The organism is Nocardia sp. NPDC056064, assembly GCF_042266925.1.
Lineage (GTDB): Bacteria > Actinomycetota > Actinomycetes > Mycobacteriales > Mycobacteriaceae > Nocardia.
In genome coordinates this window covers 922,552-944,237 of record NZ_JBHJWO010000001.1, presented here as the reverse complement: position 1 = coordinate 944,237, position 21,686 = coordinate 922,552, and the positions used below count along the sequence as shown (strand labels likewise).

At 70.4% G+C, this 21,686-nt stretch carries 22 protein-coding genes; 12 read left to right on the top strand and 10 right to left on the bottom strand.

All coding sequences use genetic code 11. The features are described 5' to 3' along the window. Positions 1-93 precede the first annotated feature (93 nt). Positions 94-888: a helix-turn-helix transcriptional regulator gene (locus ACFC06_RS04295; RefSeq protein ID WP_375927728.1), complete on the top strand. Its 795-nt coding sequence runs from the start codon at positions 94-96 to the stop codon at positions 886-888. Positions 889-893: 5 nt separating this feature from the next. Beyond that, the gene (locus tag ACFC06_RS04290; RefSeq protein ID WP_375927726.1) at positions 894-1,748 is read left to right on the top strand and encodes a sterol desaturase family protein; all 855 of its coding nucleotides are present in this window, start codon (positions 894-896) and stop codon (positions 1,746-1,748) included. On the opposite strand, the gene ACFC06_RS04285 is transcribed toward ACFC06_RS04290, so the two are convergent. After that, entirely contained in the window at positions 1,745-2,299 is a 555-nt protein-coding gene (locus ACFC06_RS04285; RefSeq protein WP_375927724.1) for a winged helix-turn-helix transcriptional regulator, read from the bottom strand. The two genes, ACFC06_RS04290 and ACFC06_RS04285, sit on opposite strands and share 4 nt — an antisense overlap. 87 nt (positions 2,300-2,386) lie before the next feature. Between ACFC06_RS04285 and ACFC06_RS04280 the strand changes: the two genes are divergently transcribed. From ACFC06_RS04280 to ACFC06_RS04255, 6 genes are all read left to right on the top strand, one after another. Next, positions 2,387-3,604 carry a pyridoxal phosphate-dependent aminotransferase gene (locus ACFC06_RS04280; protein WP_375927722.1) on the top strand — a complete coding sequence of 406 codons (1,218 nt, stop codon included), beginning with the start codon at positions 2,387-2,389 and terminating at the stop codon, positions 3,602-3,604. A 101-nt stretch (positions 3,605-3,705) separates the two neighbouring features. Further along, complete coding sequence (locus ACFC06_RS04275; protein ID WP_375927720.1) at positions 3,706-4,641, top strand: TauD/TfdA dioxygenase family protein; 936 nt, start codon at positions 3,706-3,708, stop codon at positions 4,639-4,641. A 140-nt stretch (positions 4,642-4,781) separates the two neighbouring features. Beyond that, positions 4,782-5,426, top strand: a complete 645-nt coding sequence (locus ACFC06_RS04270) for an ABC transporter permease (RefSeq protein WP_375927718.1) — start codon at positions 4,782-4,784, stop codon at positions 5,424-5,426. Next, complete coding sequence (locus ACFC06_RS04265) at positions 5,423-6,703, top strand: ATP-binding cassette domain-containing protein (protein WP_375927716.1); 1,281 nt, start codon at positions 5,423-5,425, stop codon at positions 6,701-6,703. Before ACFC06_RS04270 ends, ACFC06_RS04265 begins: the two co-directional genes overlap by 4 nt. Beyond that, entirely contained in the window at positions 6,700-7,437 is a 738-nt protein-coding gene (locus tag ACFC06_RS04260; RefSeq protein ID WP_375927714.1) for an ABC transporter permease, read from the top strand. Before ACFC06_RS04265 ends, ACFC06_RS04260 begins: the two co-directional genes overlap by 4 nt. Beyond that, positions 7,434-8,408, top strand: coding sequence for a glycine betaine ABC transporter substrate-binding protein (locus ACFC06_RS04255; protein ID WP_375927712.1), 975 nt, complete (start codon positions 7,434-7,436; stop codon positions 8,406-8,408). The genes ACFC06_RS04260 and ACFC06_RS04255 overlap by 4 nt, the downstream gene beginning before the upstream one ends. A gap of 4 nt (positions 8,409-8,412) precedes the next feature. On the opposite strand, the gene ACFC06_RS04250 is transcribed toward ACFC06_RS04255, so the two are convergent. Further along, positions 8,413-10,053, bottom strand: coding sequence for an FAD-dependent monooxygenase (locus ACFC06_RS04250; RefSeq protein ID WP_375927710.1), 1,641 nt, complete (start codon positions 10,051-10,053; stop codon positions 8,413-8,415). 177 nt (positions 10,054-10,230) lie between these two features. Here ACFC06_RS04250 and ACFC06_RS04245 point away from each other — a divergent pair, with 177 nt between their 5' ends. Then, complete coding sequence (locus ACFC06_RS04245; RefSeq protein ID WP_375927708.1) at positions 10,231-11,514, top strand: oxygenase MpaB family protein; 1,284 nt, start codon at positions 10,231-10,233, stop codon at positions 11,512-11,514. Positions 11,515-11,522: 8 nt separating this feature from the next. Here ACFC06_RS04245 and ACFC06_RS04240 read toward each other — a convergent pair whose 3' ends face one another. Next, on the bottom strand, positions 11,523-12,140 hold the full coding sequence (locus ACFC06_RS04240) for a TetR/AcrR family transcriptional regulator (protein ID WP_375927706.1): 618 nt from the start codon (positions 12,138-12,140) through the stop codon (positions 11,523-11,525). A 47-nt stretch (positions 12,141-12,187) separates the two neighbouring features. Then, positions 12,188-13,333 carry an AI-2E family transporter gene (locus ACFC06_RS04235; protein WP_375927704.1) on the bottom strand — a complete coding sequence of 382 codons (1,146 nt, stop codon included), beginning with the start codon at positions 13,331-13,333 and terminating at the stop codon, positions 12,188-12,190. 78 nt (positions 13,334-13,411) lie between these two features. Between ACFC06_RS04235 and ACFC06_RS04230 the strand changes: the two genes are divergently transcribed. Continuing rightward, positions 13,412-14,257 (top strand): class I SAM-dependent methyltransferase, encoded by an 846-nt coding sequence (locus tag ACFC06_RS04230; RefSeq protein ID WP_375927702.1) that lies wholly within the window; start codon positions 13,412-13,414, stop codon positions 14,255-14,257. On the opposite strand, the gene ACFC06_RS04225 is transcribed toward ACFC06_RS04230, so the two are convergent. Next, positions 14,247-14,714: a cupin domain-containing protein gene (locus tag ACFC06_RS04225; protein WP_375927700.1), complete on the bottom strand. Its 468-nt coding sequence runs from the start codon at positions 14,712-14,714 to the stop codon at positions 14,247-14,249. The two genes, ACFC06_RS04230 and ACFC06_RS04225, sit on opposite strands and share 11 nt — an antisense overlap. A gap of 29 nt (positions 14,715-14,743) precedes the next feature. Here ACFC06_RS04225 and ACFC06_RS04220 point away from each other — a divergent pair, with 29 nt between their 5' ends. Then, a complete protein-coding gene (locus ACFC06_RS04220; RefSeq protein ID WP_375927698.1) occupies positions 14,744-15,193 on the top strand; it encodes a MarR family winged helix-turn-helix transcriptional regulator in 450 nt (149 codons plus the stop codon). A gap of 3 nt (positions 15,194-15,196) precedes the next feature. Here ACFC06_RS04220 and ACFC06_RS04215 read toward each other — a convergent pair whose 3' ends face one another. After that, positions 15,197-15,799, bottom strand: coding sequence for a class I SAM-dependent methyltransferase (locus tag ACFC06_RS04215; RefSeq protein WP_375927696.1), 603 nt, complete (start codon positions 15,797-15,799; stop codon positions 15,197-15,199). Between the two features lie 204 nt (positions 15,800-16,003). Here ACFC06_RS04215 and ACFC06_RS04210 point away from each other — a divergent pair, with 204 nt between their 5' ends. Beyond that, positions 16,004-16,855 carry an LLM class flavin-dependent oxidoreductase gene (locus tag ACFC06_RS04210; protein WP_375927694.1) on the top strand — a complete coding sequence of 284 codons (852 nt, stop codon included), beginning with the start codon at positions 16,004-16,006 and terminating at the stop codon, positions 16,853-16,855. Positions 16,856-16,861: 6 nt separating this feature from the next. On the opposite strand, the gene ACFC06_RS04205 is transcribed toward ACFC06_RS04210, so the two are convergent. The 4 genes from ACFC06_RS04205 to fadD11 form a co-directional block, all read right to left on the bottom strand. Next, on the bottom strand, positions 16,862-17,503 hold the full coding sequence (locus ACFC06_RS04205) for a LuxR C-terminal-related transcriptional regulator (RefSeq protein WP_375935201.1): 642 nt from the start codon (positions 17,501-17,503) through the stop codon (positions 16,862-16,864). A 17-nt stretch (positions 17,504-17,520) separates the two neighbouring features. After that, the gene (locus ACFC06_RS04200) at positions 17,521-18,921 is read right to left on the bottom strand and encodes a sensor histidine kinase (protein WP_375927692.1); all 1,401 of its coding nucleotides are present in this window, start codon (positions 18,919-18,921) and stop codon (positions 17,521-17,523) included. Between the two features lie 84 nt (positions 18,922-19,005). Beyond that, complete coding sequence (locus ACFC06_RS04195) at positions 19,006-19,794, bottom strand: GTP pyrophosphokinase family protein (protein WP_375927690.1); 789 nt, start codon at positions 19,792-19,794, stop codon at positions 19,006-19,008. Positions 19,795-19,853: 59 nt separating this feature from the next. After that, complete coding sequence (fadD11, locus tag ACFC06_RS04190; protein WP_375927688.1) at positions 19,854-21,662, bottom strand: fatty acid--CoA ligase FadD11; 1,809 nt, start codon at positions 21,660-21,662, stop codon at positions 19,854-19,856. Positions 21,663-21,686: the final 24 nt, after the last annotated feature.

The following is a 21,686-nucleotide window of genomic DNA, read 5'->3' as shown; positions in this document are numbered from 1 at the left end:
TGTGGTGGTACCCGGGTGACGGGCTGCGCGGTCGAGAGCCTTGGGCCGGTTAGCATCCGGTATGCCCGTGACCGTGATGCCCGAGTCGCCGCGATGAGCGTGGCGGGCTGGCGCGGCGCGGGCGCTCTGATCCGGCCGGGGGTGCTCGCGTTCGCCGGGACCATCGGCGCGACCGACCGGCACGCCCACCACGCCGTCCAGATCATCGACGCCCACATCCCGGTGACCGTGCGGGACGGCGAGAACACGCCGCACACCGGTACCCGGGTGATCATTCCCGCCGACACCGAGCACCGCATCGAAACCGGCGGCGCGACAGGCGTCGTCGTGTTCCTCGACCCGGATTCCGCGGCCGGTCGCAGCGCCGGGCAGCGCGCGTCCACCGGGTGGACGGGGACTTCGACGGTCTCCGGGTCGCGAGGAGCCGAGATGCCGATGGCCGGGATCGTCGACGAACTGCTTGCGGAACTGGGAGAGGCAACCGGCGGCGAGATCACGGCGGAGCGGCACCCTGCCGTCCGCGCGGCCGTGGCCGCCCTGCCCGCGCTGGTGGCCGCGGGTCCGGTGCGTCCCGGCGAGGTCGCCGCACTGGTCGGACTCTCGCCCAGCCGGCTCACGCACCTGTTCAGCGCCCAGGTCGGGCTGCCGCTGCGCCGCTACATCCTGTGGCTGCGCCTCATGAACGCCGTCCGCTCGGCCGAGCCGGGCCGCGATCTCACCACCATCGCGCACGCGGCGGGCTTCGCCGACAGCGCCCACCTCACCCGCACCTGCCGCGAGATCTTCGGGCTGCCCCCGTCGGCGCTGTCGCGCACCGTCGAGTGGGACCTGGGCGCGGCGGACAGCCGAATCGTTCAAGCGGACAACGGGGTACACCGCCGAGGCTGAGAGCCATGCACACCGCTCTCCGCCGACTCGCCCGCTACGGGTACGTCCCGTTCATGCTGCTGGGCCTCAACGGCATCGGCATCACCCTGGCCGCCACCCACGCGCCGAAACCGTGGCTGTTGCTCGTCCTCGCGACGGCGATCGCCACCTCCTTCGCGGCCGAACGCCTCATCCCCTACGACGACACCTGGAACGGCGCCCAGCCCGACAGCACCCGCGACCGCGTCCACGCCGTCGTCAACGAAACCCTGATCCTGGTGAGCACGGCACTGATCCCGCTGCTCGCCGCCCTCGTCCCCGCCCCCGGATTCTGGCCGGACACACTGCCTTTCGCGATCCAGGTCCTCTTCGCGATCCTCGTCGCCGACTCGGGCATCACCCTGGTCCACCTGGCCAGCCACCGGATCGGCGTGCTGTGGCGCTTCCACGCCGTGCACCACAGCGTCACCCGCTTCTACGGACTCAACGGCCTGATGAAGCACCCCCTGCACCAGAGCGCCGAGATGGCCGCCGGTGTCGCGCCGCTGATCCTGATCGGCCTGCCGGTCGACGTCGCCACCGCCCTCGCGCTGGCCGTGGCGATCCAGCTGCTGCTGCAGCACTCCAATGCCGACTACCGGGTCGGGCCGCTGACATACGTGCTCGCGCTCAACGAAGGCCACCGTTTCCACCACCTGAAATGGCCCGGCATCGGTGACGTCAACTTCGGCCTGTTCACCCTGATCTGGGACCACCTGCTGCGCACCTACAGCTACGACCCGCGCCGCCGCTTCAGCTCCGATCAGCTCGGGATGGCCGCGCACCCGGACTATCCGGTCGGCTACCTCGACCAGCTGGCCGAGCCCTTCCGCCGCCGCTAGCTCGTGCTCAGCGCGCGGGCGCCGGTGGCGATCGCGGTGGCCTCGGCCAGGTCGAGGCGCAGTTCCCGGTCCGGTGCCCGCGCCGGTCCCTCGTGGTGGGTGACGCCCTCGGCGGTGATCACGTAGTGCAGCACGGTCTCGCCGATGTGCACCGTGACGGTGCCCGCGGGCACCAGTTCGGCGACCGCGCGGCCCAGCGGCAGGGCCAGCCAGTGCGCGCGCACCGCGTCGGTCGGCTTGCGCTCACCGAGCAGGGGCGCACCCCAGGCCGAGAGCGCGTCGAGCACCGGCCGCAGGGCCTGACCGGATTCGGTCAGCTCGTAGCTCGAGCGCATGCCGTTGCGGTGGTGGGTGAGCAGGCCCTCGCGCTCGAGATCCTTGAGCCGGGTGGCCAGCATGTCGGTGCTGATCCCCGGCAGGTCGGCGAACAGATCGCTGTAGCGGCGCGGCCCGGAACACAGTTCGCGGACGACGAGCAGGGTCCACCGGTCACCGACGAGGTCGAGGGCACGGCTGACCGCGCAGTAGTGGTCGTAGCTTCGGCGTGGCACGTGTACTACTTTAACCAGTGGCTTGGAAAAACCAAGTGAAATCTTGGAAATACCAAGTAATGTGTGCGGCAACCACGGTCCGGAGGGATGTTCATGCAGGTCAAGCAGTCCAGCAAGCTGTCGGGAGTGTCGTACGAGATCCGCGGCCCGGTCGCGGAGGAGGCCGCGCGGCTCGAGGCCGAGGGGCATCACGTCGTCAAGCTCAACACCGGCAACCCGTTGATCTTCGGCTTCGACGCGCCCCCGGACCTGCTGCAGGACATGGTGCGCACGCTGCCGTCCTCCACCGGCTACACCTCCTCGAAGGGCCTGCTCTCGGCCCGCCGCGCGGTGGTGCAGTACTACCAGACCCTGGGCGTCCACGATGTCGACGTCGAGGAGGTCTTCCTGGGCAACGGTGTCTCCGAACTGATCATGATGGCGATGACCGCCCTGCTCGAGAACGGCGACGAGGTCCTCGTGCCCGCCCCGGACTTCCCGCTGTGGACCGCCGCGACCGCCCTCAACGGCGGCACCCCGGTGCACTACCTGTGCGACGAGGGCGCCGACTGGTACCCCGACCTGGCCGACATCACCGCCAAGATCACCGACCGCACCCGCGCCATCGTCCTGATCAACCCCAACAACCCGACCGGCGCGGTCTACCCGCCGCAGGTGCTGCGCGAGATCCTCGAGATCGCCCGCAGGCACAACCTCGTGGTCTTCGCCGACGAGATCTACGACAAGATCTACTACGACGACCTCGAGCACACCGCCGTCGCCTCGCTCGCCCCCGACCTGCTGTGCCTGACCTTCTCCGGCCTGTCCAAGAACTACCGCGCCGCCGGTCTGCGCTCGGGCTGGCTGGTGGTCTCCGGCCCCACCCGCCACGCCGCGAGCTACCTCGAGGGCCTGACCATGCTGGCCGGTCTGCGCCTGTGCGCGAACGTGCCCGCCCAGCAGGCGATCCAGGCCGCCCTCGGCGGACATCAGAGCATCTACGACCTCACCCTGCCCGGCGGCCGCCTGCGCGAACAGCGCGACCGCGCCTGGGAAGCGCTCAACAGCATCCCCGGCATCTCCTGCGTGAAACCCCAGGGCGCGCTCTACGCCTTCCCCCGCATCGACCTGGACATGTACCCCATCCACGACGACGAGAAATTCGTCCTCGACCTGCTCCTGCAGGAGAAACTCCACATCGTCCAGGGCACCGGCTTCAACTGGCCCCGCCCCGACCACTTCCGCATCGTCACCCTGCCCCACGCCGACGAACTCGAAGCCATCATCGAACGCATCGGCCGCTTCCTGGCCACCTACCGCCAGTAGCGGCCGGGGGTTCGGCTCACCCTGAATCCAATGATGGCCGGGGGTCGCCGCGGATGGTTTTCTGTGACCAGAAAGTCCTGGTTCGAGCGAAAGGCCTCCGTATGTCTGTCGATGACACCGCTGTTCCCGGGACCGCCGTGCGGGTGGTCCGGCGGGGTGCGCACATCGGTGCGCAGATCGACGGCGTGCGGCTCGGCGGCGACCTCGACGCCGCGACCGTGGCCACCGTGCGGGCCGCGTTGCACGAGCACAAGGTGCTGTTCTTCCGCGGTCAGCACCACCTCACCGAGGACGGGCAGTACGAGTTCGCCCAGCTGCTCGGCACGCCGACCACCCCGCACCCCACCGTCACCTCCGCGGGCGCCAAGAGCCTGGCCATCGACTCGCATCAGACCCGCTCCAATGTCTGGCACACCGATGTCACCTTCGTGGACCGGGTGCCCAGCGCCTCGATCCTGCGCGCTGTCGCCCTGCCCAGCTACGGCGGTTCGACCACCTGGGCCTCGACCGTGGCCGCCTACGAGGCGCTGCCCGCGCCGCTCAAGCTGCTGGCCGAGAACCTGCGCGCCCGCCACACCAACCGCTACGACTACGCCGCCGACATCGAGGACCGTCCCGACGACAAGGACCGCGCCTACCGGCACGAGTTCGAGTCCACCTACTTCGAGACCGAGCACCCGGTGGTGGAGGTGCATCCGGAGACCGGTGAGCGCGCCCTGCTGCTGGGCTGCTTCGTCAAGGAGATCGCCGGTCTGTCCGGCAACGAGTCGCGCGCGCTGTTCCGGCTGTTCCAGGACCGGGTGACCCGCCTCGAACACACCACCCGCTGGGACTGGTCCCTCGGTGACGTCGCCATCTGGGACAACCGCGCCACCCAGCACTACGCCGTGGACGACTACGACGGCAGCGAGCACCGCAGGCTCACCCGCATCACACTGGCCGGGCCGGTCCCGGTCGGGGTCGACGGCACACCGAGCACGGTGATCGCCGGCGACGCACAGTCCTATGTGCGCACCCCACTGCCCCGCGCGGCCTAGGAATCGACCGCTACCGCAACACTTCCGGCGCCGTGGTTCCCCGGCCGAGCGCACCGTATGGATTACCCTTCGACGACACGACCGTCCGGTGATCACGCGCGAACAGGTCTCCACCGGCCCGGCCCGACGAGGGGATTCCCGTGAATTTGTGGAACTATGTCCGGGGGCGCGGGGAGGTGCTGACGTTCCTCACCTACCAGCACGCGTCCCTGGCCTTCCAGACGGTGCTGGTGGGCACGGTGGTCGCGCTGCTCATCGCGTTCGCCGTGTATCGCCTGCCGCTGGGCTCGGCGCTCACGCTCACCTCGAGCCGTGTCGCGCTGACCATCCCGTCGCTGGCCCTGCTGGCCCTGCTGCTGGTGCCGTTCGGTCTCGGCGTCGTCCCGTCGTTCATCATGCTGGCGTTCTTCGCGACGCTGCCGGTGATCGGCAACGCGATCGTCGGGCTGCGGTCGGTGCCCGCCACGGTGATCGAGTCCGCGCGCGGAATCGGGTTGCCGCGCTGGCGGATCCTGCTCACCGTCGAGTTCCCGATCGCCTGGCCGGTGATCCTCACCGGCATCCGGGTCTCCACCCAGATGATCGTCGGTGTGGCGGCCATCGTCGCCTATGTGCTCGGCCCCGGGCTCGGTTCGCTCATCTTCAACGGACTCTCCCGCCTCGGTGGCGCCAACGCTCTCGAGATGGCGCTGACCGGCACCATTCTCATCGTCGTGATCGCGTTGGTGTTCGACGCGCTCCTCGTCCTGCTCGGACGCCTCACGATCGCCAAAGGACTGTCATGACCGATGTGACCAGCCAGCCCGCCCCGGCGGCACCGCAGCGCAATGTCACCGGCGCCTCGATCACCCTCGACGGTGTCGTCAAGCGCTACAAGGGCCAGGACAAGCCCGCGGTGCAGCGCCTGGACCTGGAGATCGACGCCGGGCACATCGTCGCCTTCGTCGGCCCCTCGGGCTGCGGCAAGACGACCACGCTCAAGATGATCAACCGATTGATCGAGCCGACCGAGGGCCGGATCCTCATCGACGGCCGCGATGTCACCCGGGAGGACCCGGACAAACTGCGCCAGTCGATCGGCTATGTCATCCAGTCCGGCGGCCTGTTCCCGCACTGGACGGTCGCCAAGAACATCGGCGCCATCCCGCGCGTGCTGGGCTGGGACAAGAAACGCATCGCCGAACGCACCGAGTACCTGCTGGACCTGGTGGGCCTGGACCCGGCGACCTTCGCCGACCGGCTGCCCAAGGACATGTCCGGCGGCCAGCAGCAGCGCGTCGGCGTGGCCCGCGCCCTGGCCGCCGACCCGCCGGTGCTGCTGATGGACGAACCGTTCGGCGCGGTCGACCCGATCACCCGGGTTCGCCTGCAGGACAGCCTGATCGCCATCCAGCACGAACTCGGCAAGACCATCGTCATCGTCACCCACGATTTCGAGGAGGCCACCAAGCTCGGCGACAAGGTACTCATCCTGTCCGAGGGCGGGCACGTCGAGCAGTACGCGCGCCCGGAGGAGATCCTCACCGATCCGGCGACGCCGTTCGTGGAGGAGTTCGTCGGCTCCGGCGCGAAACTGGCCTACCTCACCGTCTCCCGGGTGCGCGATGTCGACTACGACCCGGTCACCACCGCCCGCATCGGCGAATCGGCGCCCGCGGTGATCGAGCGCGCGAAGGCCGCCGGGCACACCTGGGTGGTGGTGGTCGACGCGGCCGGGCGGCCCCGCTCGTGGCCCTCGCTGACCGAGGTCGCCAGCAAGCCGGAGGTCTCGGACTACCTGGACCGCAGGCTGCCGGTGGTCGCCGAGTCCTCCACGCTCAACGACGCGCTCGACGCCATGCTGGCGGCCAGCCAGGGCGCCACCCTGGTCACCGACGGGCGCGGTGCGGTGGTGGGGTCGCTGAGCATCGGCTCGGTGACCGACGTGATCCAGACGAAACTGGCCGAAGGACACGCCGCCGAGCAGGAACCCTCCTACGAGACCTACGTGGACGGGTCCGATCCGACACCGACCCCCGTCGTCGCGGCCGACGACGCACCCGGAACGGCCGAACCGTCGTGAACCGGCTGCGCCGCCTGCCGATCGACGTGTGGTTCGAGCCGATCATCATCGTGGTGATCGGCCTGGGCTACCTGTTCTGGTACCGGTCCACGACCTTCACCGCCACCGAACAGGCCTCCCTCGGCTGGGCCAACCTGCAGACCACCATCGTCGAGCACATCCGGCTGACCGTGGTCGCCACGCTCATCGTGGTCGTGGTGGCGATCCCGCTCGGCATCGCGCTGACCCGCCCGGCGCTGAAGCGGCTGGAACCGATCGCGGTGAACGTCGCCAATATCGGGCAGGCCGCGCCCGCGGTGGGTCTGCTGGTGCTGTTCACCTTCTGGCTCGGCACCGGATTCCGCACGGCGATCGTGGGTCTGGTGGTCTACGCCATCCTGCCGATCCTGCAGAACACCATCGTCGGCCTGCGCCAGGTCGACCAGCGCACCATCGAGGCCGCGCGCGGCATCGGCTTCTCGGCGACGCGCACGCTGGTGCAGGTGGAACTGCCGCTGGCGGTGCCGGTGATCCTCAACGGCGTGCGGACCGCGCTGGTCATCCTGGTCGGCACGGCCACGCTGAGCACCTTCATCGGCGCCACCAGCCTGGGCACCCTGATCACCACCGGGGTCACCCTGTTCCTGCCCAAGTTGCTCATCTCCGGCGCGGTGCTCGTGGGGCTGCTGGCGTTGATCATCGATTGGCTCGGCCGGCTCGTGGAGCTGGCCGCGACCCCGCGAGGTATCGCATGAGGCGGGCACGGTTCGGCGCGGCGCTGGCCGCCACGATGACATTGCTGCTCACCGGCTGTGGCCTGGTGAGTTCCTCGGGCACCTTCCACGACGCGAGCCTGCCCGGCGGGGAACGGCCGCTCGAGGGCGCCTCGCTGGTCGTCACCTCCAAGAGCTTCACCGAGGGTGTGCTGCTGGGCAAGATCACCGCGACCTATCTGGCCGCGGCGGGCGCCTCGGTCACCGACCTGACCGGTGCGCCGGGTTCGGCCTCCTCGCGGCAGGCCCAGCTCAACGGCGACGCCGACGTGCTCTGGGAGTACACGGGCACCGGCTGGGTCAACTACCACAACCAGACCGAGACCATCGCCGACCCGCAGGAACTGTGGCAGCGCGTGCACGACGTCGAGAAGGCCGACTACGACCTGGAGTGGCTGCCCCCGGCCAACTTCAACGACACCTACGCCTTCGCGGCCTCGACCCCGACCGCCGAACGGCTGGGCGTGCGGACGCTGTCGGAGGCCGCCGCTCTGCCGGTGGCCGAGCGCACGTTCTGTGTCGACGACGAATTCTTCAGCCGCTCCGACGGTTTCATCCCGATGCTGGAGAAGTACGGCATCCCCTACAACACCCCGAACGGCGTGCCCACCGGCAATGTCACCCGGATGGACGCGGGCGTGGTCTACACCGCGACGGCCAAGAGTGAACCCTGCAACTTCGGCATGGTCTACACCACCGACGGCCGGGTGAAGAACCTGAATCTGACCGTGCTCGAGGACGATCGCAAGTTCTTCCTGCCCTACAGCGGCACCGCCGTGGTGCGCGGGGAGGTCATCGAAGCCCATCCGGAGCTGCGTACCCTGCTCGGCACCATCTCCGAACGCCTCACCGACGACCTCATGCAGGAACTCAACGGCCGTGTCGACATCGACGGCGAGGACCCCGCCGATGTCGCCTACGACTGGCTGCGCAGCGAGAACCTGATCGAATAGCCGTTCACGCCGTCCCCAGCACGGCCTCGGGGACCGGCGCGAAGATCGCCCCGAAGTAGGCGGTGAGCCCGGCCGTGTCGGCGGGGCAGGCCGTGTGGCCGAGGTAGCCGTCGGGCCGCACGAGGAACACCGCGCCCGGTCGGGCCCGGTACTGCCGGGCGAACTCGCCGTCGGTGTCCCGGATGATCGGCAGTGCGGTCGGCCCGATCGTGGTGTCCGGTGCGGCGACGAGATAGGTGTCGACCCGTCCTTCGGTCAGGGTCCGCAGGAACCGTGTGTGCCGCTCGATCGTGTCGAGTGCTGTTCCCTCGCAGGCGCCCTCGACATACCAGAGCGCGGTGTGGCCGGGGCCCGCGAGCAGGGGGAGCAGGCGCAGCGGCGAACTCACCGCGTCGCGGGTGAGGCCGGTCGCGTCCGGGGCGCGGGTGCCCGGTGCGGGTTGCCCGGGCGCGGCGGTCACGATCGGGCTGTCGGCGTAGTCGATCAGCAGCTGGGCCTCGCGCAGCAGTACCCGGGTCGCGTCCGTCTCACCGGCGCCGATGCCCTCGCGCGCGTCGCGCACCGTGCGCCCGACGACGTCGGTGCCGACCGGTCTGCGTTCGGCGTCGTAGCTGGCCAGCAGGGTGGGACTCGCCGCCTCGGCGACCGCGAGCGCGAGTTTCCAGGCGAGATTGTGCGCGTCCTGGATGCCGGTGTTCATGCCCTGCGCCCCGGTCGGTGGGTGGATGTGGGCCGCGTCGCCGGCGACGAACACCCGTCCGCGGGAGTAGGTGTCGACGATGCGATGACTGATCCGGAACACCGAGGACCAGCGCAGGTGCGAGGCGGTCGTCGGTTCCGGTGCCAGCCGGTCCAGGACCGCCTGGATGGCGGCCAGATCGGGGGCGGTCCCGGCGCCGAAACCGTGCTCGACCCGGTCACCGCCCACGGCCGCCGAGATCTCGAGTTCCGGGGGCACCCGCATCGACACCCGGTAGCGGTGCTTGCCCGGTAGCGGGATGCATACCAGCACGTCGTCGGTGGCGCCGTCGGTGCGGTGCGTGGCCCGCACGGCGTATCCGCGCGGCTGCGTCCAGTCCAGTTCGACATCGCCGAGCATGTACTGCTCCTCGAACGCCGCGCCCTCGAAGCTCAGGCCGAGCGTCTTGCGGACGGTGCTGTGCGCGCCGTCGCAGCCCACCAGGTACCTGGCCCGGATCGTGTGCTCGCCGTCTGGTCCGGTGAGCACGGCGTGCACGCTGTCCTCGTCCTGGGTGAACCCGGTCAGCGCGACACCCCGTTCGACGTGTGTTCCCCGGGCGGCCAGGTGCTCCCAGAGGATGCGTTCGGTCTCGTACTGGGGCAGCCCGACGAAACCGAACGGGATCTGCGGTGGCAACGCCAGTTCCATCCGGCCCGCTTCGGCCCCGTCGACGTACACGAGCTGCCCGCGCAACTGGATCGAGGCGTCGAGAACCTCCCGGAGTATCCCCATGGCCTCGAACAGTTCGAGGGTCCTGGGCTGGATGCCGACGGCCTTGGCGTAGCGCGGGGGATCGGCCTGCGCGTCGACGATCCGGCAGCGCACACCCCGGCGCACCAGTTCGGCGGCGGCCGCCGATCCCACCGGACCGGCCCCGACGATCAGCACATCGGTATCGAACATGCGACATCACCTCACGATGGAAGCCCCCGCCTCATGCTGTCCGCTGATCGTACGCCCACCCCCTTCTCCGGCGACTTTCCATACTATTAGGTATGGGGGAATGTACTTCATAGTATGGTCGGGCGATCTGCCGCGATGTGCGCCAGACGCCGCGAATCTCCCGTCAGGAGGCCGACATTGGCCGATTCCGTCCGAGACCGAGCCCACGAGATCCCGGCCGCGGGGCCGTGTCCGTCGGCCTTCCGCTTCTGGCAGGCGCGGCGCGGTCCCGCGGTCCGTCGCGTCGAGCGGATCGTCACGGCGGTGACGCGCCGCCCGCTGTTCCCCGATGACGAATGGGCGGCAGCGCTGTGCGCGGACCTGTTCACCGGCGACCCCGTCGCGGAACGCTTCGTCGCCGAGGTGCTGCACGGCGAGATCGGGCCGACGGCCGGTCGCCGGATGCTGGAGACCGCCCTGGCCGACGGCATCGCGGCGGTGCCGGATGCCCCCGACGCGCTGCGCGCGCTGTTCGCCGAGTTCGAGACGGTCCCCGAGTGGGTCGTGCCCGAACTGGTGGAACAGGGCGCCGCGATCTGGCGGCGCTGGGGCACGATGCTGTTCAGCTTCGCCGGTGCCGAGACCCTCGAGATGTACACCGAGGCCGCGGTCGCCACCCCGCTGTCGCTGGCGGGCGGCTATGCCGGAGACAGCGCACTGCGCCGCTTCCTGGAGACCACCCGCTTCTGGATGGACGTCTCCGCCAGCGACGCCCTGCTCACCCCCGGCTCGACCGGCCGGGCGACCGCGCTGAAGGTGCGGGTCATGCACGTCGCGGTACGGGCCAAGGTCGCCGCGCATCCCGAATGGGACATCGACCGGTGGGGCCTGCCGATCAGCCAGACCTACCAGACGCTGACCCTCCTGGCCGGGAGCGTGACACCCGGCCTCGGCCTGTGGGCACTGGGCTACCAGACCACACCGTCGGAAATCCGTGCGCTGCTGCACTTCCAGAAATACCTGGGTCACCTGCTCGGCGTGCGCGTGCGCTGGTACCCGGAGACGGTCACCGACGCCCTGCGCATCCTCGCCATGACCATGGCGGCACGGTCCTACGACGCGGGACAGCACGGCACCGAACTCATCGAGTCCTACCCGGCGGCCTTCGCGCCCCGCGACGGCCACCGCGGCCTCACCCGCCTGCGCGAGCACTACAACTACCGCATCAACTCCGTCTACGCCGCCCTGTACATGACCCCCGGCACCCGCCGCCGCTACACCATGCCCCCCGCGTTCCCGTGGATCCTGATCCCCGTCCTGCGCTTCCCGCTGATCACCACCATGGAACTCACCCGCCGCCTCTGCCCACCCTTCGCCCGCGCCCACGAACGCCTCATGCTCGCCCACCGCGAGAACTGGTACCGCACCCAGATGCACGGCCGCGAAGCCACTTTCGCCGCCACCGGAGCCCTCCGCCGATGATCCGAGCGTCAGGCCGGTGGTTGTGGGGTGGTGATGAAGCGGAAGAACTCGCGGCGTTGGGTGGGGGTGGGGGTGGGGAGGTTCTGGTTGCCGTGGACGAATCCGATGCCGGCGAAACACATCAGGGCCGCGCGCATCCGGGCCTGGTCGGGGGACAGACCCAGCTCGGTCAGGGTGTCGGCGAGGGTGTGGAAGATCCGCTGGTCCAGGGCGCGGACCGCGTCGGCCACCTCGGGGCGGGTGCGCGCCCAGTCGCGGACGGCGAGTTCGATCTGCCAGACGCGCTCGCCGGTGAGCAGCTCGCCCATGCGGGCCAGGCGCTGCTGCGGCGGGAGTTCGTCGAGCCCGCCGAAGCCGCGGGCCGCGTCGTTGCGATCGGCGCACCAGTTCCGGGCGGTGGTCTCGAGCAGCTGATCGATACCGTCGAAATGCCAGTAGAAGCTGCCCTTGGTGACGCCGAGTTCGTCGCAGAGTTTGGCGATGGTGATCGCGGCGGCACCGTCGCGCAGCAGCACACGCAGGGCCGCGTCGGTCCAGTCGGTCACTCCGAGCCTGCGCGCCGCGCCGCGGGCCGACGCCGCTTTGCGGGTGGACACCGGCGGGGCCGGTCGCGAGGTCTCGGTCATGCTCGTCTTTCCGTCGGCAGCACCGCCAGCCTAGCCGCCGGTGCGGGTCATTCCGGGGCGGGCGTCTTCGGTGGCCGGGTGCGCCGTGCCGTCGTCTGATCGATCCGCGGATCCTCGGTCACGGGATAGTGTTTGACGTACTCCGACAGGAACGCCTGCACGGTCGCGGTGGCCGGAATCGCCAGCAGCGCGCCGACCGGACCGAGCAGCGCGCCACCGGCCAGCACCGCCAGCAGGGCGATGGCCGCGTTCACGTCGACCGTGCGGGCGGTGATGCGCGGCTGCAGCAGATAGTCCTGGACCCACTGGTAGACCACCGCGAACACGATGACCCACACCGCGTCCAGCGGATCCACCGTCAAGGCCACGAGCACCGGCAGGATCGCCGCGATATAGGTGCCGAAGGTCGGGATGAACGCGGAGACCACACCGAACCAGACACCCAGCGCGATGGGGTTGGGCAGGTGCAGGATCGCCAGGAACGCCCCGTGCGCGATCGAGGAGATGATGGCCAGCAGCACCCGCGAGAACAGATAGCCGCCGGTCTTGTCGATGGCCAGGTCCCAGGCGTGCAGGAAGGTCTCCTGACGCGCGGGCGGCAGCAGCGAGCACATCGTGCGCCGCACCCGCGGCCCGCCCGCGGTGAGGTAGACGCTGAACAACGCGATGGTCAACAGCTGGACCAGCCCGCCCAGCACGGTCGTCGACACACCCCAGGCATTGTCGGCGGCGGTGCGCGCGTACCCCTCGATGAGGTCGGATTCGCGCAGCAGCCGCTGGCTCAGGTCGTGCATGGTGAACTGCTGGCCGAAGGTGCGGTTCACCCAGCGGATGCCGTCGTCGAGCAGGTGCGGTGTCTCGTGCGCCAGGTTCGTCGTGGTCTCCACCAGCAGCGTCACCAGCGCGGCGAGGAAGCCGAGCACGCAGAGGAAGGTGGCGACGAAGACCAGGCCGGTGGCGAGCCCGCGCGGCATCCCGCGCCGCGCCAGCAGCGCGACGGCCGGTTCCATCGCCAACGAGACGAACAACGCCACCAGCAGGATGATCAGGATGCCGATCAGCCGGTGGAAGGCCCAGTCGGCCAGCAGGAACAGCCCGAAGAAGACCAGGCCGAGGATCATGGCCCGCGGCAGCCACGGCGGCATCCTGGGTGGGGTGCGTGCCGGTGGGGTGTCCGGGGAGTCGGTGTCCACGGCTCCCAGTGTCACCCCGGACCGGCTCGTGACCCGGTATCGACGCGGCCGCGCGCCCGGCTGGGTAGATTCACGGGCATGGAACCCGGCGCGCCCAGCCGCACCGCACTGGCCACGGCCTATGCGCGGGCCTACCACCAGGTCGTCGACGAGCCACGCGTGTTCACCGACCCGCTGGCCGAGCGCATTCTCGGTGTCACCGACGCCGAGCTGGCCACCCTGGGCACGGCGAGCCCGGACCATCCCGGCCACGCGGGCGCGAGTCATCGCCCGCGCAGGCTGTTCATCGCCGCGCGTGCGCGTTTCGCCGAGGACGCGATCCGTGACGCGGTCGCGGCCGGCACCCGGCAGGCGGTGATCCTGGGCGCGGGCCTGGACACCTTCGCCTGCCGCAACCCGTATCCGCGGCTGCGGGTGTTCGAAGTCGACCATCCCGGCACCCAGGCATGGAAGCGCGACCGCCTGGCCGCGGCGGCCATCACCCCGCCCGAGACCCTCACCTTCGCCCCCGTCGACTTCGAAACCGAAACCCTGGCAACGGGATTGGCGGCCGCGGGTTTCGACCGCTCGGCACCGGCGATCTTCGTCTGGCTCGGCGTGGTCGTCTACCTGACCAGCGCCGCCATCGACGCCACCCTCGACTACCTCGCCGGCCAGGCCACCCCCACCGACCTGGTCCTCGACTACGGCACCCCACCGGCCACCCCCGCCGACCACACCGCCCTGCGCGTGCGCGCCGCCCGCGTGGCCGCCCTCGGCGAGCCCTGGCTCAGCTACTTCACCCCCGCCGACATCACCGCCCGGCTCCGCCGCTACGGCTTCACCCACATCGAGGACCACCCCGCCCAGAACCTCATCACCACCTACACCTCCCTGCTCGACGTCACCTTCCCCGGCCCGCACCTCATCCGCGCTACCCGCTGACCGGCCCGAGCATCTCCACGCCGTGTTCCTCGGCGAGGGCGAGGACCTCCTCGATCGGGAAATCGCCCGCCGCGGCCCGCGCGGCCGCTGCCCGGGAGAACCCCTCCATGGTGGCGCCGGGGGAGTGGACGACGAAAGCGACGGCCTCGCTGGAGGATTCGTTGCGGATGGTGTGGGGCGTGCCGCCGGGGAGCGGGACGACATCGTGCGGGCCTGCGGTGAAGCGGCGCGTGTGGCCGGGTTCGCCGAGATAGAAGGTGAATTCGCCGTCGAGGACGTAGTAGATCTCGCTGGGCGCGTGGCGGTGCAGGACCGGCGGGCCGCCGCCGGGCGGCATCCGGATCTCGACGGCGAAGATCTGGTCGCAGGTCTGCGCGCAGGTGGCGAGCACGGTGAGTTCGTCGGTACCGAGACGCCAGTGCTCGGCGGCATCGCGATCGACAGGTAGCATGTCCATATATCCGAAGATAGACAGGAGCCATGTCGATGTCAATGGATCGGCCGCTGACCGGGGGCAGGCCGCGGGCCGTGAACACCGCCGTCCTGCTGCGCGAGGCATTCCAGACCCTCAACGACCGGGTGCTCACCCGGCTCGCGGACTCCGGCCACGCCGCGGTGCGCCCGGCCCACGGTGTCGTGTTCCAGCATCTCGACGACACCGGGACGACGGTCAGCACGCTCGCCGAACGCGCGCAGATGACCAAGCAGGCGATGGCCGAGCTGGTGCTGCACCTGGAACGGCACGGCTATGTGGTGCGTGAACCGGACCCGGCCGACCGCCGCGCCAAACTGGTGCTGCCGACCGGTCGTGGCCGCGAGGTGGTGGCGATCGCGCAGGAACTCGTCCCGGCGATCGAGGCCGACGTGGCGGGGTTGATCGGCGCGGAGGGGCTCGATCGGCTGCGCGCCGACCTGCGCGCGATCATCGACGGGTGACGCTCAGTCCGGGCGGGAGAACACCGCGACCAGGAAGTCGGCGTCGTCGGTGAACGGGCGCAGATCCCACGTCGACAGCAGCACGTCGGCGCGCAGACCCGCCGCGGCGGCGTCGGCGAGGAATTCCGGGAAGGCGTAGCCGCGGTCGGCGCCGAAGCCGGTGACGACGCGGCCCGCCGGGGCGAGGTGACGGGCGAAACCGGCAAGCACCGCGGCGCGGGTCGAGGGGGCGACGAAGGTGAGCACATTGCCCGCGCACACGATGGCGTCGAAACCCGCACCGGGCAGGTCCAACTCGGCCAGGTCGCCGACCAGCCAGGTGGGGCCGGGATGATCCGCGCGCGCCGCCTCGATCAGCACCGGGTCCACGTCGACGCCGACCACCTCGTGCCCGGCCCCGTGCAGATGGCCACCGATGCGGCCCGGCCCGCAGCCCGCGTCGAGCACCCGGCTGCCGCGCGCCAGCATGGCGTCGACCAGCCGCGCCTCGCCGACGATGTCCTGGCCCTGGGCGGCCAGCGCCCGGAATCGTTCCACGTACCAGGTGGAATGGTTCGGGTCGGCGGCGGTGAGTTCCTCCCAGCCGCTCGGTGTGCGCTCGCCCATCTCGTGTCCTCCTTCGCCGGTTCTCCGGGCCCACCCTAGAGGCGTGCCGCACAGGTTGCCGCGTTCCGGCGCGATCGGTTACGGTGGCGGCAATCCGAAGGCGCTCTCCAGGAAACATCGTCGCAGAGTGGGAGCCCCGCCTCAGCAGAGCAGGCGTGGAGTGGGCGGCACGACAACGCACGCCCCTGTCCTCTGGAGGATTCCATGTCTTTGCCTGTCGGTCTCGGCCTGCCCATCGCCGATCCCCGCACCCTGCCCGAGTGGGCCCGGCGCGCCGACGCGGCCGGGTTCTCGACGCTCGGTCTGCTCGACCGCGTCGTCTACGACAATCCCGAACCGCTGGTCACCCTGGCTGCGCTCGCGGGCGTGACCACCCGCATCCGCCTGCAGACCGAGGTGCTCATCGCCCCGCTGCGTGATCCGGCCCTGCTCGCCAAACAGGCCGCCACCCTGGACCTGCTCTCCGGCGGGCGATTCGCCCTCGGCCTCGGTGTCGGCGGTCGCGAGGACGACCACGAGGCCACCGGTACCGAGCTGCGCACCCGCGGCAGGCGCCTCGACGAGCAGCTCGGTGTCCTGCGGCGGCTGTGGGCGGGCGAGCCGTTCAGCCCGACGTGCGGTCCCATCGGCCCGGCACCGACCGTGCCCGGCGGCCCTGAACTGCTCTTCGGCGGCTTCCAGCCGGCCGCCATCGACCGCGTCGGACGCTGGGGTGGCGGCTTCCTCGCGGCCGCCGCGCCGTCCTGGGCGGGCGGTCTGTTCGAGCTGGCCCGGCGCTCCTGGACCGACCACGGCCGACCCGGCGCCCCGCGGATCGTCGCCCAGATGAACGCCGTGCTGGGCCCGCAGCCTCTGATCGACCAGGCGCGCACCGCGATCCTCGACTACTACGAGTTCAGCGGCCGCGCCGCCTACATGGCCGAGGGCCTGCTCACGACCCCCGAGCAGATCCGTTCCGGCATACAGCAGTTCGAGGACCTCGGCGCCGACGAGATCATCCTGTACTGCTACGGCACCGACCCCGATCAGGTCGACCGCTTCGCCGAATTCCGCTGACCGGCGTCACCCTCTGAGACGCAGCACCGCGAGCACGCGGCGGTGATGGGTCTCGGAGGGTGGCAGGTCGAGCTTGGCGAAGATATTGCCGATGTGCTTCTCCACCGCCCGCTCGGTGACCGAGAGCGCGGCGGCGAGCGCGCTGTTGGTGAGCCCCTGGGCCATGAGCTCCAGCACTTCGCGCTCGCGCGGGGTGAGCCGCGCGAGCGAATCCTGTTGCCGGGACGCGCCCATGAGCTGACTCACCACCTCCGGATCGAGCGCGGTGCCGCCGGTGGCGACGCGCTGGAGCGCGTCGACGAAATCGCGCACGTCGGCGACCCGGTCCTTGAGCAGGTACCCGACCCCGGCCGCGCCGCCGGCGAGAAGTTCGGTCGCGTACCGGGTTTCGATCCACTGCGAGAACACGAGCACACCGGTGAGCGGATACTTGCGGCGCAGTTCGATGGCGGCCAGCAGGCCCTCGTCGGTGAAGGTCGGCGGCATCCGCACGTCCACCACCGCGACATCGGGCGCGTGCGTGCCGACCACCTCGCTCAGGGTCGTCGCGTCGCCGACCATGGCCACCACCTCGTGGCCGCGTTCGGTGAGCAGCCCGGCCAGCCCGTCGCGCAGGATGGCGCTGTCCTCGGCGATCACCACCCGCAGCGGGTGGTCGGCGGCGGTCACTGCGGGCCCGCCGTCGGCAGCAGCAGGGTGACCACGGTGGGTCCGCCCGCCGGGCTGCGCACGGTCAGCGAGCCGTCGACGGCTGTGGCCCTGGCGGCGAGACCGGCGAGCCCACTGCCGTCCGAGGTCGTCGTGCCGGGGTCGGGAGCACCGCCGATGCCGTCGTCGCGCACGGTGACCGCGAGGGTGCGGATGCTGTCGGGCAGCACCGAGACCTCCGCGCGGCTCGCGTGCGCGTGCTTCACCACATTGGTGAGCAGTTCGGCGACCGAGAAGTAGGCGATGGCCTCGATGGCCGGGCTCGGGCGTTTCGGCAGCTGCACCCGCAGCGTCACCGGGACCGCGCAGCGGGCGGTGAGGGTTTCCAGCGCCGGGCCGAGTCCCAGTTCCAGGGCGGGCGGGTGGATGCCGCGGACCAGTTCGCGCAGCTCGGTCAGCGCCTCCTTGGACGAGGCGTGCGCGTCGGCGATCAGATCGCGCGCGTCACCGCCCGCGGCCATCCGCTCCTCGGCCCGGCCCAGGGCCATGGCGATGGTGACCAGCCGGGCCTGGGTGCCGTCGTGCAGGTCGCGTTCCACCCGGCGCAGAGTGGCGGTCGCGTCGTCGACGGCGGCACGGCGGCTGGCGCGCAGTTCGGCGAGCTGGTGGTCGCGGGCGGTCGCGGCCAGCAGGTGCACGGTCAGCAGACGGTGCAGCCAGCACACGCTGCGGATCAGCCACGGCAGCGCGAAGCACAGCACGATGCCCGCCGCGGAGAAGGCCAGCGCGCGCGGCCAGGTGTCGACGTAGAACGATCCGAGCTGGAAGAGACTGTGGTGCTCGACGCCGTTCTCGTCGACCTGCACCGGGTCCACCAGCGCCCACGGGATCACCGAGATCGCCGTGAAGCCCACCATGGCGATCACCGTGAGCACCACATACCCGACACCGACGCCGAGCACGGCCTGCGCGAGCAGGAACAGCGTGGCCCGCCAGCTCGCCCGGTCGGTGAACGCGCTCTGCAGGAAGCCGAACAGCCCCGGCTTGCGCGCGAAGTCCGGCGGCGCCTCGACCGGGGTGCCGAGCAGTTCCCGGCCGAGCACCCGGTAGAGGCGTCCCCAGATCCGGCCGCCGAGCAGGATCAGCGCGAGCAGCGGGATGCCGATCAGGAAGATCGACGCGTAGAGCCCGCCGCCGAAGCCGAAGAACAGGTAGCACACGGCCGCGCAGCCGAGCACGAACGCCAGGATCAGGTAGGCGAATTCCTTCCAGGTCCTGGCCCGGAACGGGGCGCGCAGCACGGCGACGACCGCGTCGCGCACCCCGTTGCGACGCTGTGGCGGTGGGGCGGGGATCACGACGGTCGGTGCGTCGGCGGTGTCGAGGACCAGGGTCGGCTCGGCGGGTGTGTCGGTCATGAGATCCATGGTTGTCGGCGCGCGGCGCGGATTCGAGGGAGCTGTCCGCCGAATCGGTGGTGTGGCTGGCCACACCCGCACCGCTCAGCCCGGCATATCGCGCGGCCTGCGACGGCCGGACTGGTCGGCGAGCAGGTCCTGGTAGAGGATGCTCAGGTCGACCGAGTCGGCGGTGTCCTTGCGGGCGTGCGCGCCGCGGTCGACCTGACGGTGCAGGGCCTCCATGGTCTCGTCGAGCTGGGTGGCGACCTCGGCGGCCTGGGCCAGATCGCTGCGCAGGTTCGGGGGCACCTCGCCGCGGTACTTGTAGTAGATCTTGTGCTCGAGGCTGGCCCAGAAGTCCATCGCGATGGTGCGGATCTGGATCTCGACCGGGATCTGCTCGGTGCGGTCGGAACGGAACACCGGGATCGAGACGATCAGGTGCAGACTCTGATAGCCGTTGGGCTTGCGATGGGTGATGTAATCGCGTTCCTCGAGCACGGTGATGTCCTGCTGACCGGCCAGCATGTCCCGGATGACACCGATATCGGAGATGAAACTGCACACCACCCGCACCCCGGCGATGTCGAGCACGTTCTCCCGGATGGCGGCCAGGTTCATCGCGTAGTTCTTGCGCCGGATCTTCTCCAGCACGCTCTCGGGCGATTTGAGCCGCGAGCCCACGTGCTCGATCGGGTTGTACTCGTGGGTGTTGTTGAAGTCCTCGCGCAGGATGTTGATCTTGGTCGTCACCTCGTCGATGGCGAACTTGTAGCCGAGCATGAAATCGACGAACTGCGCGCGCAGCTCCCGGAGATCGTCGACGGCGACCTGCTCACCGTGACCGAGCAGATCGTCGTCGGGCGTGTGGTCCAGCTGCCAGGGCTTCATCGAGTTCCATTGTGCCCGGTCCGTGGCAGTGCCCTCCTTTCCGGGCCGTCGGGCCCTGATCAGCCGGGCTGCCCGAGGTCGATGACGGTCGCGGGCGGGGTGTCGGCGTAGAGCTCGTCGATCCGCGCGGCGTATTTCTCGGCGATCACCCGGCGCTTGAGTTTGAGGGTGAGGGTCACCTCGTCGCCGCCGGCTTCCCAGAACTCCGGCAGGACGCGGACGCGCTTGATCTGCTCGACCCGCGACAGCGTGGCATTGCCGGCGAGGACGCCGGACCGGATGGCGGCGCGCACACCCGGATCGACGGCCAGCGCCGCCGCCGAAGCGTCGGCCAGGCCGTGCGCGCGGGCGTAGGGTTCGGCGGATTCGGCGTCGAGGACGACGAGCGCGGTGTTGTAGGCGCGGCCGTCGCCGATCACGGCCATCGTGCCGATCAGCGGGGTGGCGGCCTTGACGGCGTTCTCGATGGTGGTCGGCGACATGTTCTTGCCCGCCGCGTTGATGATCATCTCCTTCTTGCGATCCACCACCCGCAGGTACCCGGCCTCGTCGACGCGGACGATGTCGCCGGTGTGCAGCCAGCCCTCGGGGTCGATCGTCTCGGCGGTCTGCTCGGGCCTGCCGCGATAGCCCTTCATCACCAGCGGTCCGCGCACGAGCAGCTCACCGTCGGCGGCCACCCGGGACTCCATGCCGGGCAGCAGTTTCCCGACGGTGCCGAGCACGGCGTCGCGCGGATGGCTGACGCTGCAGATGCACGCCAGCTCCGACATGCCCCAGATCTCGGCGATCGGCAGACCGAGCCCGGCGAAGAACCCCAGCGTGCGCGGCGGGATCGGGGCCGCGCCCGACAGCGCCCAGCGCACCCGGTCCAGGCCGAGCGCGGCCCGCAGCTCGCCGAGGACGAGTTCGTCGGCGGTGGCCCATTCGGCGGCGAGTTCGGCGGGCACCGGCTCGCCCGCCAGCTGGTGTTCGCTGCGTCGCGCGGCCACCGACAGGGCCCAGCGCAGGGCCTGGCGGCGGGTCTCGTCGGGCTCGGCCGCGACCTTGAATTCGATAGCCGCCATGAGCTTCTCCCACACGCGCGGCACCGCGCCCCACACCGTCGGGCGCAGGTCCACCAGCGCGGCCGCGATCCGCGTGGGATCGGCGACGCTGGTCACCTGGGTGCCGAGGACCTCCTGCACGTAGAGGGCGGTGAGCCGGTCGGCGATGTGGGCGGTGGGCATGAACGAGGTGATGGTGTCACCGAATTCGATGCCGAGCACCTCGGCGATGCCGTGGACCTGGAACAGCAGGGCGGCGTGGGTGGTCTCCACACCCTTGGGCGCGCCGGTGGTGCCGGAGGTGTAGATGAGGGTGGCCACGTCGCCGGGGCGGACGGCCTGCCAGGCGGCGTCGAAATCGAAGCCGGCGGGGGCGGCTGCGAGCAGTTCGGCCACCGACAGCGTGCCCTCGGGCGCGTCGTCGACACAGACGATGTGCTCGACCCCCGCGCCCACGGCGGCGACGGCTTTCGCGTACCGCGGTTCGCAGATCACCACGCGCGCACCGGCATCGGTGAGCACGTGGGCGAGCTGGTCGGGGGACAGCGTGTTGTACACCGAGAACGAGGTGGCGCCGAGGTGCTGGGCCCCGACCTCCAGGGGATAGAACTCCACCCGGTTGCTCATCATCAGCGCCACGGTGTCGCCGTGGCGCACACCGAGCCCGGCCAGACCGGCGGCCACGGCACGGACCTGTTCGGCGTAGCCGGCCCAGGTCAGGGTCTGGGTGTCGCCCGGGGTGCGCAGGGCGACGGCGGCGGGGTCGATGGTGGCCGTGTGCTGGAAGGCTGCGGGCAGGGTGGCGAAACGGGAAATGCTCACGAGGCGAAAGCTTTCTGGTTCAGG

Bases quoted from the DNA above. Each gene is read 5' to 3' on its own strand.
- ACFC06_RS04295 (WP_375927728.1), top strand. From the start codon at position 94: ATGAGCGTGGCGGGCTGGCGCGGCGCGGGCGCTCTGATCCGGCCGGGG.
- ACFC06_RS04290 (WP_375927726.1), top strand. From the start codon at position 894: ATGCACACCGCTCTCCGCCGACTCGCCCGCTACGGGTACGTCCCGTTC.
- ACFC06_RS04280 (WP_375927722.1), top strand. From the start codon at position 2,387: ATGTTCATGCAGGTCAAGCAGTCCAGCAAGCTGTCGGGAGTGTCGTAC.
- ACFC06_RS04275 (WP_375927720.1), top strand. From the start codon at position 3,706: ATGTCTGTCGATGACACCGCTGTTCCCGGGACCGCCGTGCGGGTGGTC.
- ACFC06_RS04265 (WP_375927716.1), top strand. From the start codon at position 5,423: ATGACCGATGTGACCAGCCAGCCCGCCCCGGCGGCACCGCAGCGCAAT.
- ACFC06_RS04255 (WP_375927712.1), top strand. From the start codon at position 7,434: ATGAGGCGGGCACGGTTCGGCGCGGCGCTGGCCGCCACGATGACATTG.
- ACFC06_RS04250 (WP_375927710.1), bottom strand. From the start codon at position 10,053: ATGTTCGATACCGATGTGCTGATCGTCGGGGCCGGTCCGGTGGGATCG.
- ACFC06_RS04240 (WP_375927706.1), bottom strand. From the start codon at position 12,140: ATGACCGAGACCTCGCGACCGGCCCCGCCGGTGTCCACCCGCAAAGCG.
- ACFC06_RS04230 (WP_375927702.1), top strand. From the start codon at position 13,412: ATGGAACCCGGCGCGCCCAGCCGCACCGCACTGGCCACGGCCTATGCG.
- ACFC06_RS04225 (WP_375927700.1), bottom strand. From the start codon at position 14,714: ATGGACATGCTACCTGTCGATCGCGATGCCGCCGAGCACTGGCGTCTC.
- ACFC06_RS04220 (WP_375927698.1), top strand. From the start codon at position 14,744: ATGTCAATGGATCGGCCGCTGACCGGGGGCAGGCCGCGGGCCGTGAAC.
- ACFC06_RS04215 (WP_375927696.1), bottom strand. From the start codon at position 15,799: ATGGGCGAGCGCACACCGAGCGGCTGGGAGGAACTCACCGCCGCCGAC.
- ACFC06_RS04210 (WP_375927694.1), top strand. From the start codon at position 16,004: ATGTCTTTGCCTGTCGGTCTCGGCCTGCCCATCGCCGATCCCCGCACC.
- ACFC06_RS04200 (WP_375927692.1), bottom strand. From the start codon at position 18,921: ATGACCGACACACCCGCCGAGCCGACCCTGGTCCTCGACACCGCCGAC.
- ACFC06_RS04195 (WP_375927690.1), bottom strand. From the start codon at position 19,794: ATGAAGCCCTGGCAGCTGGACCACACGCCCGACGACGATCTGCTCGGT.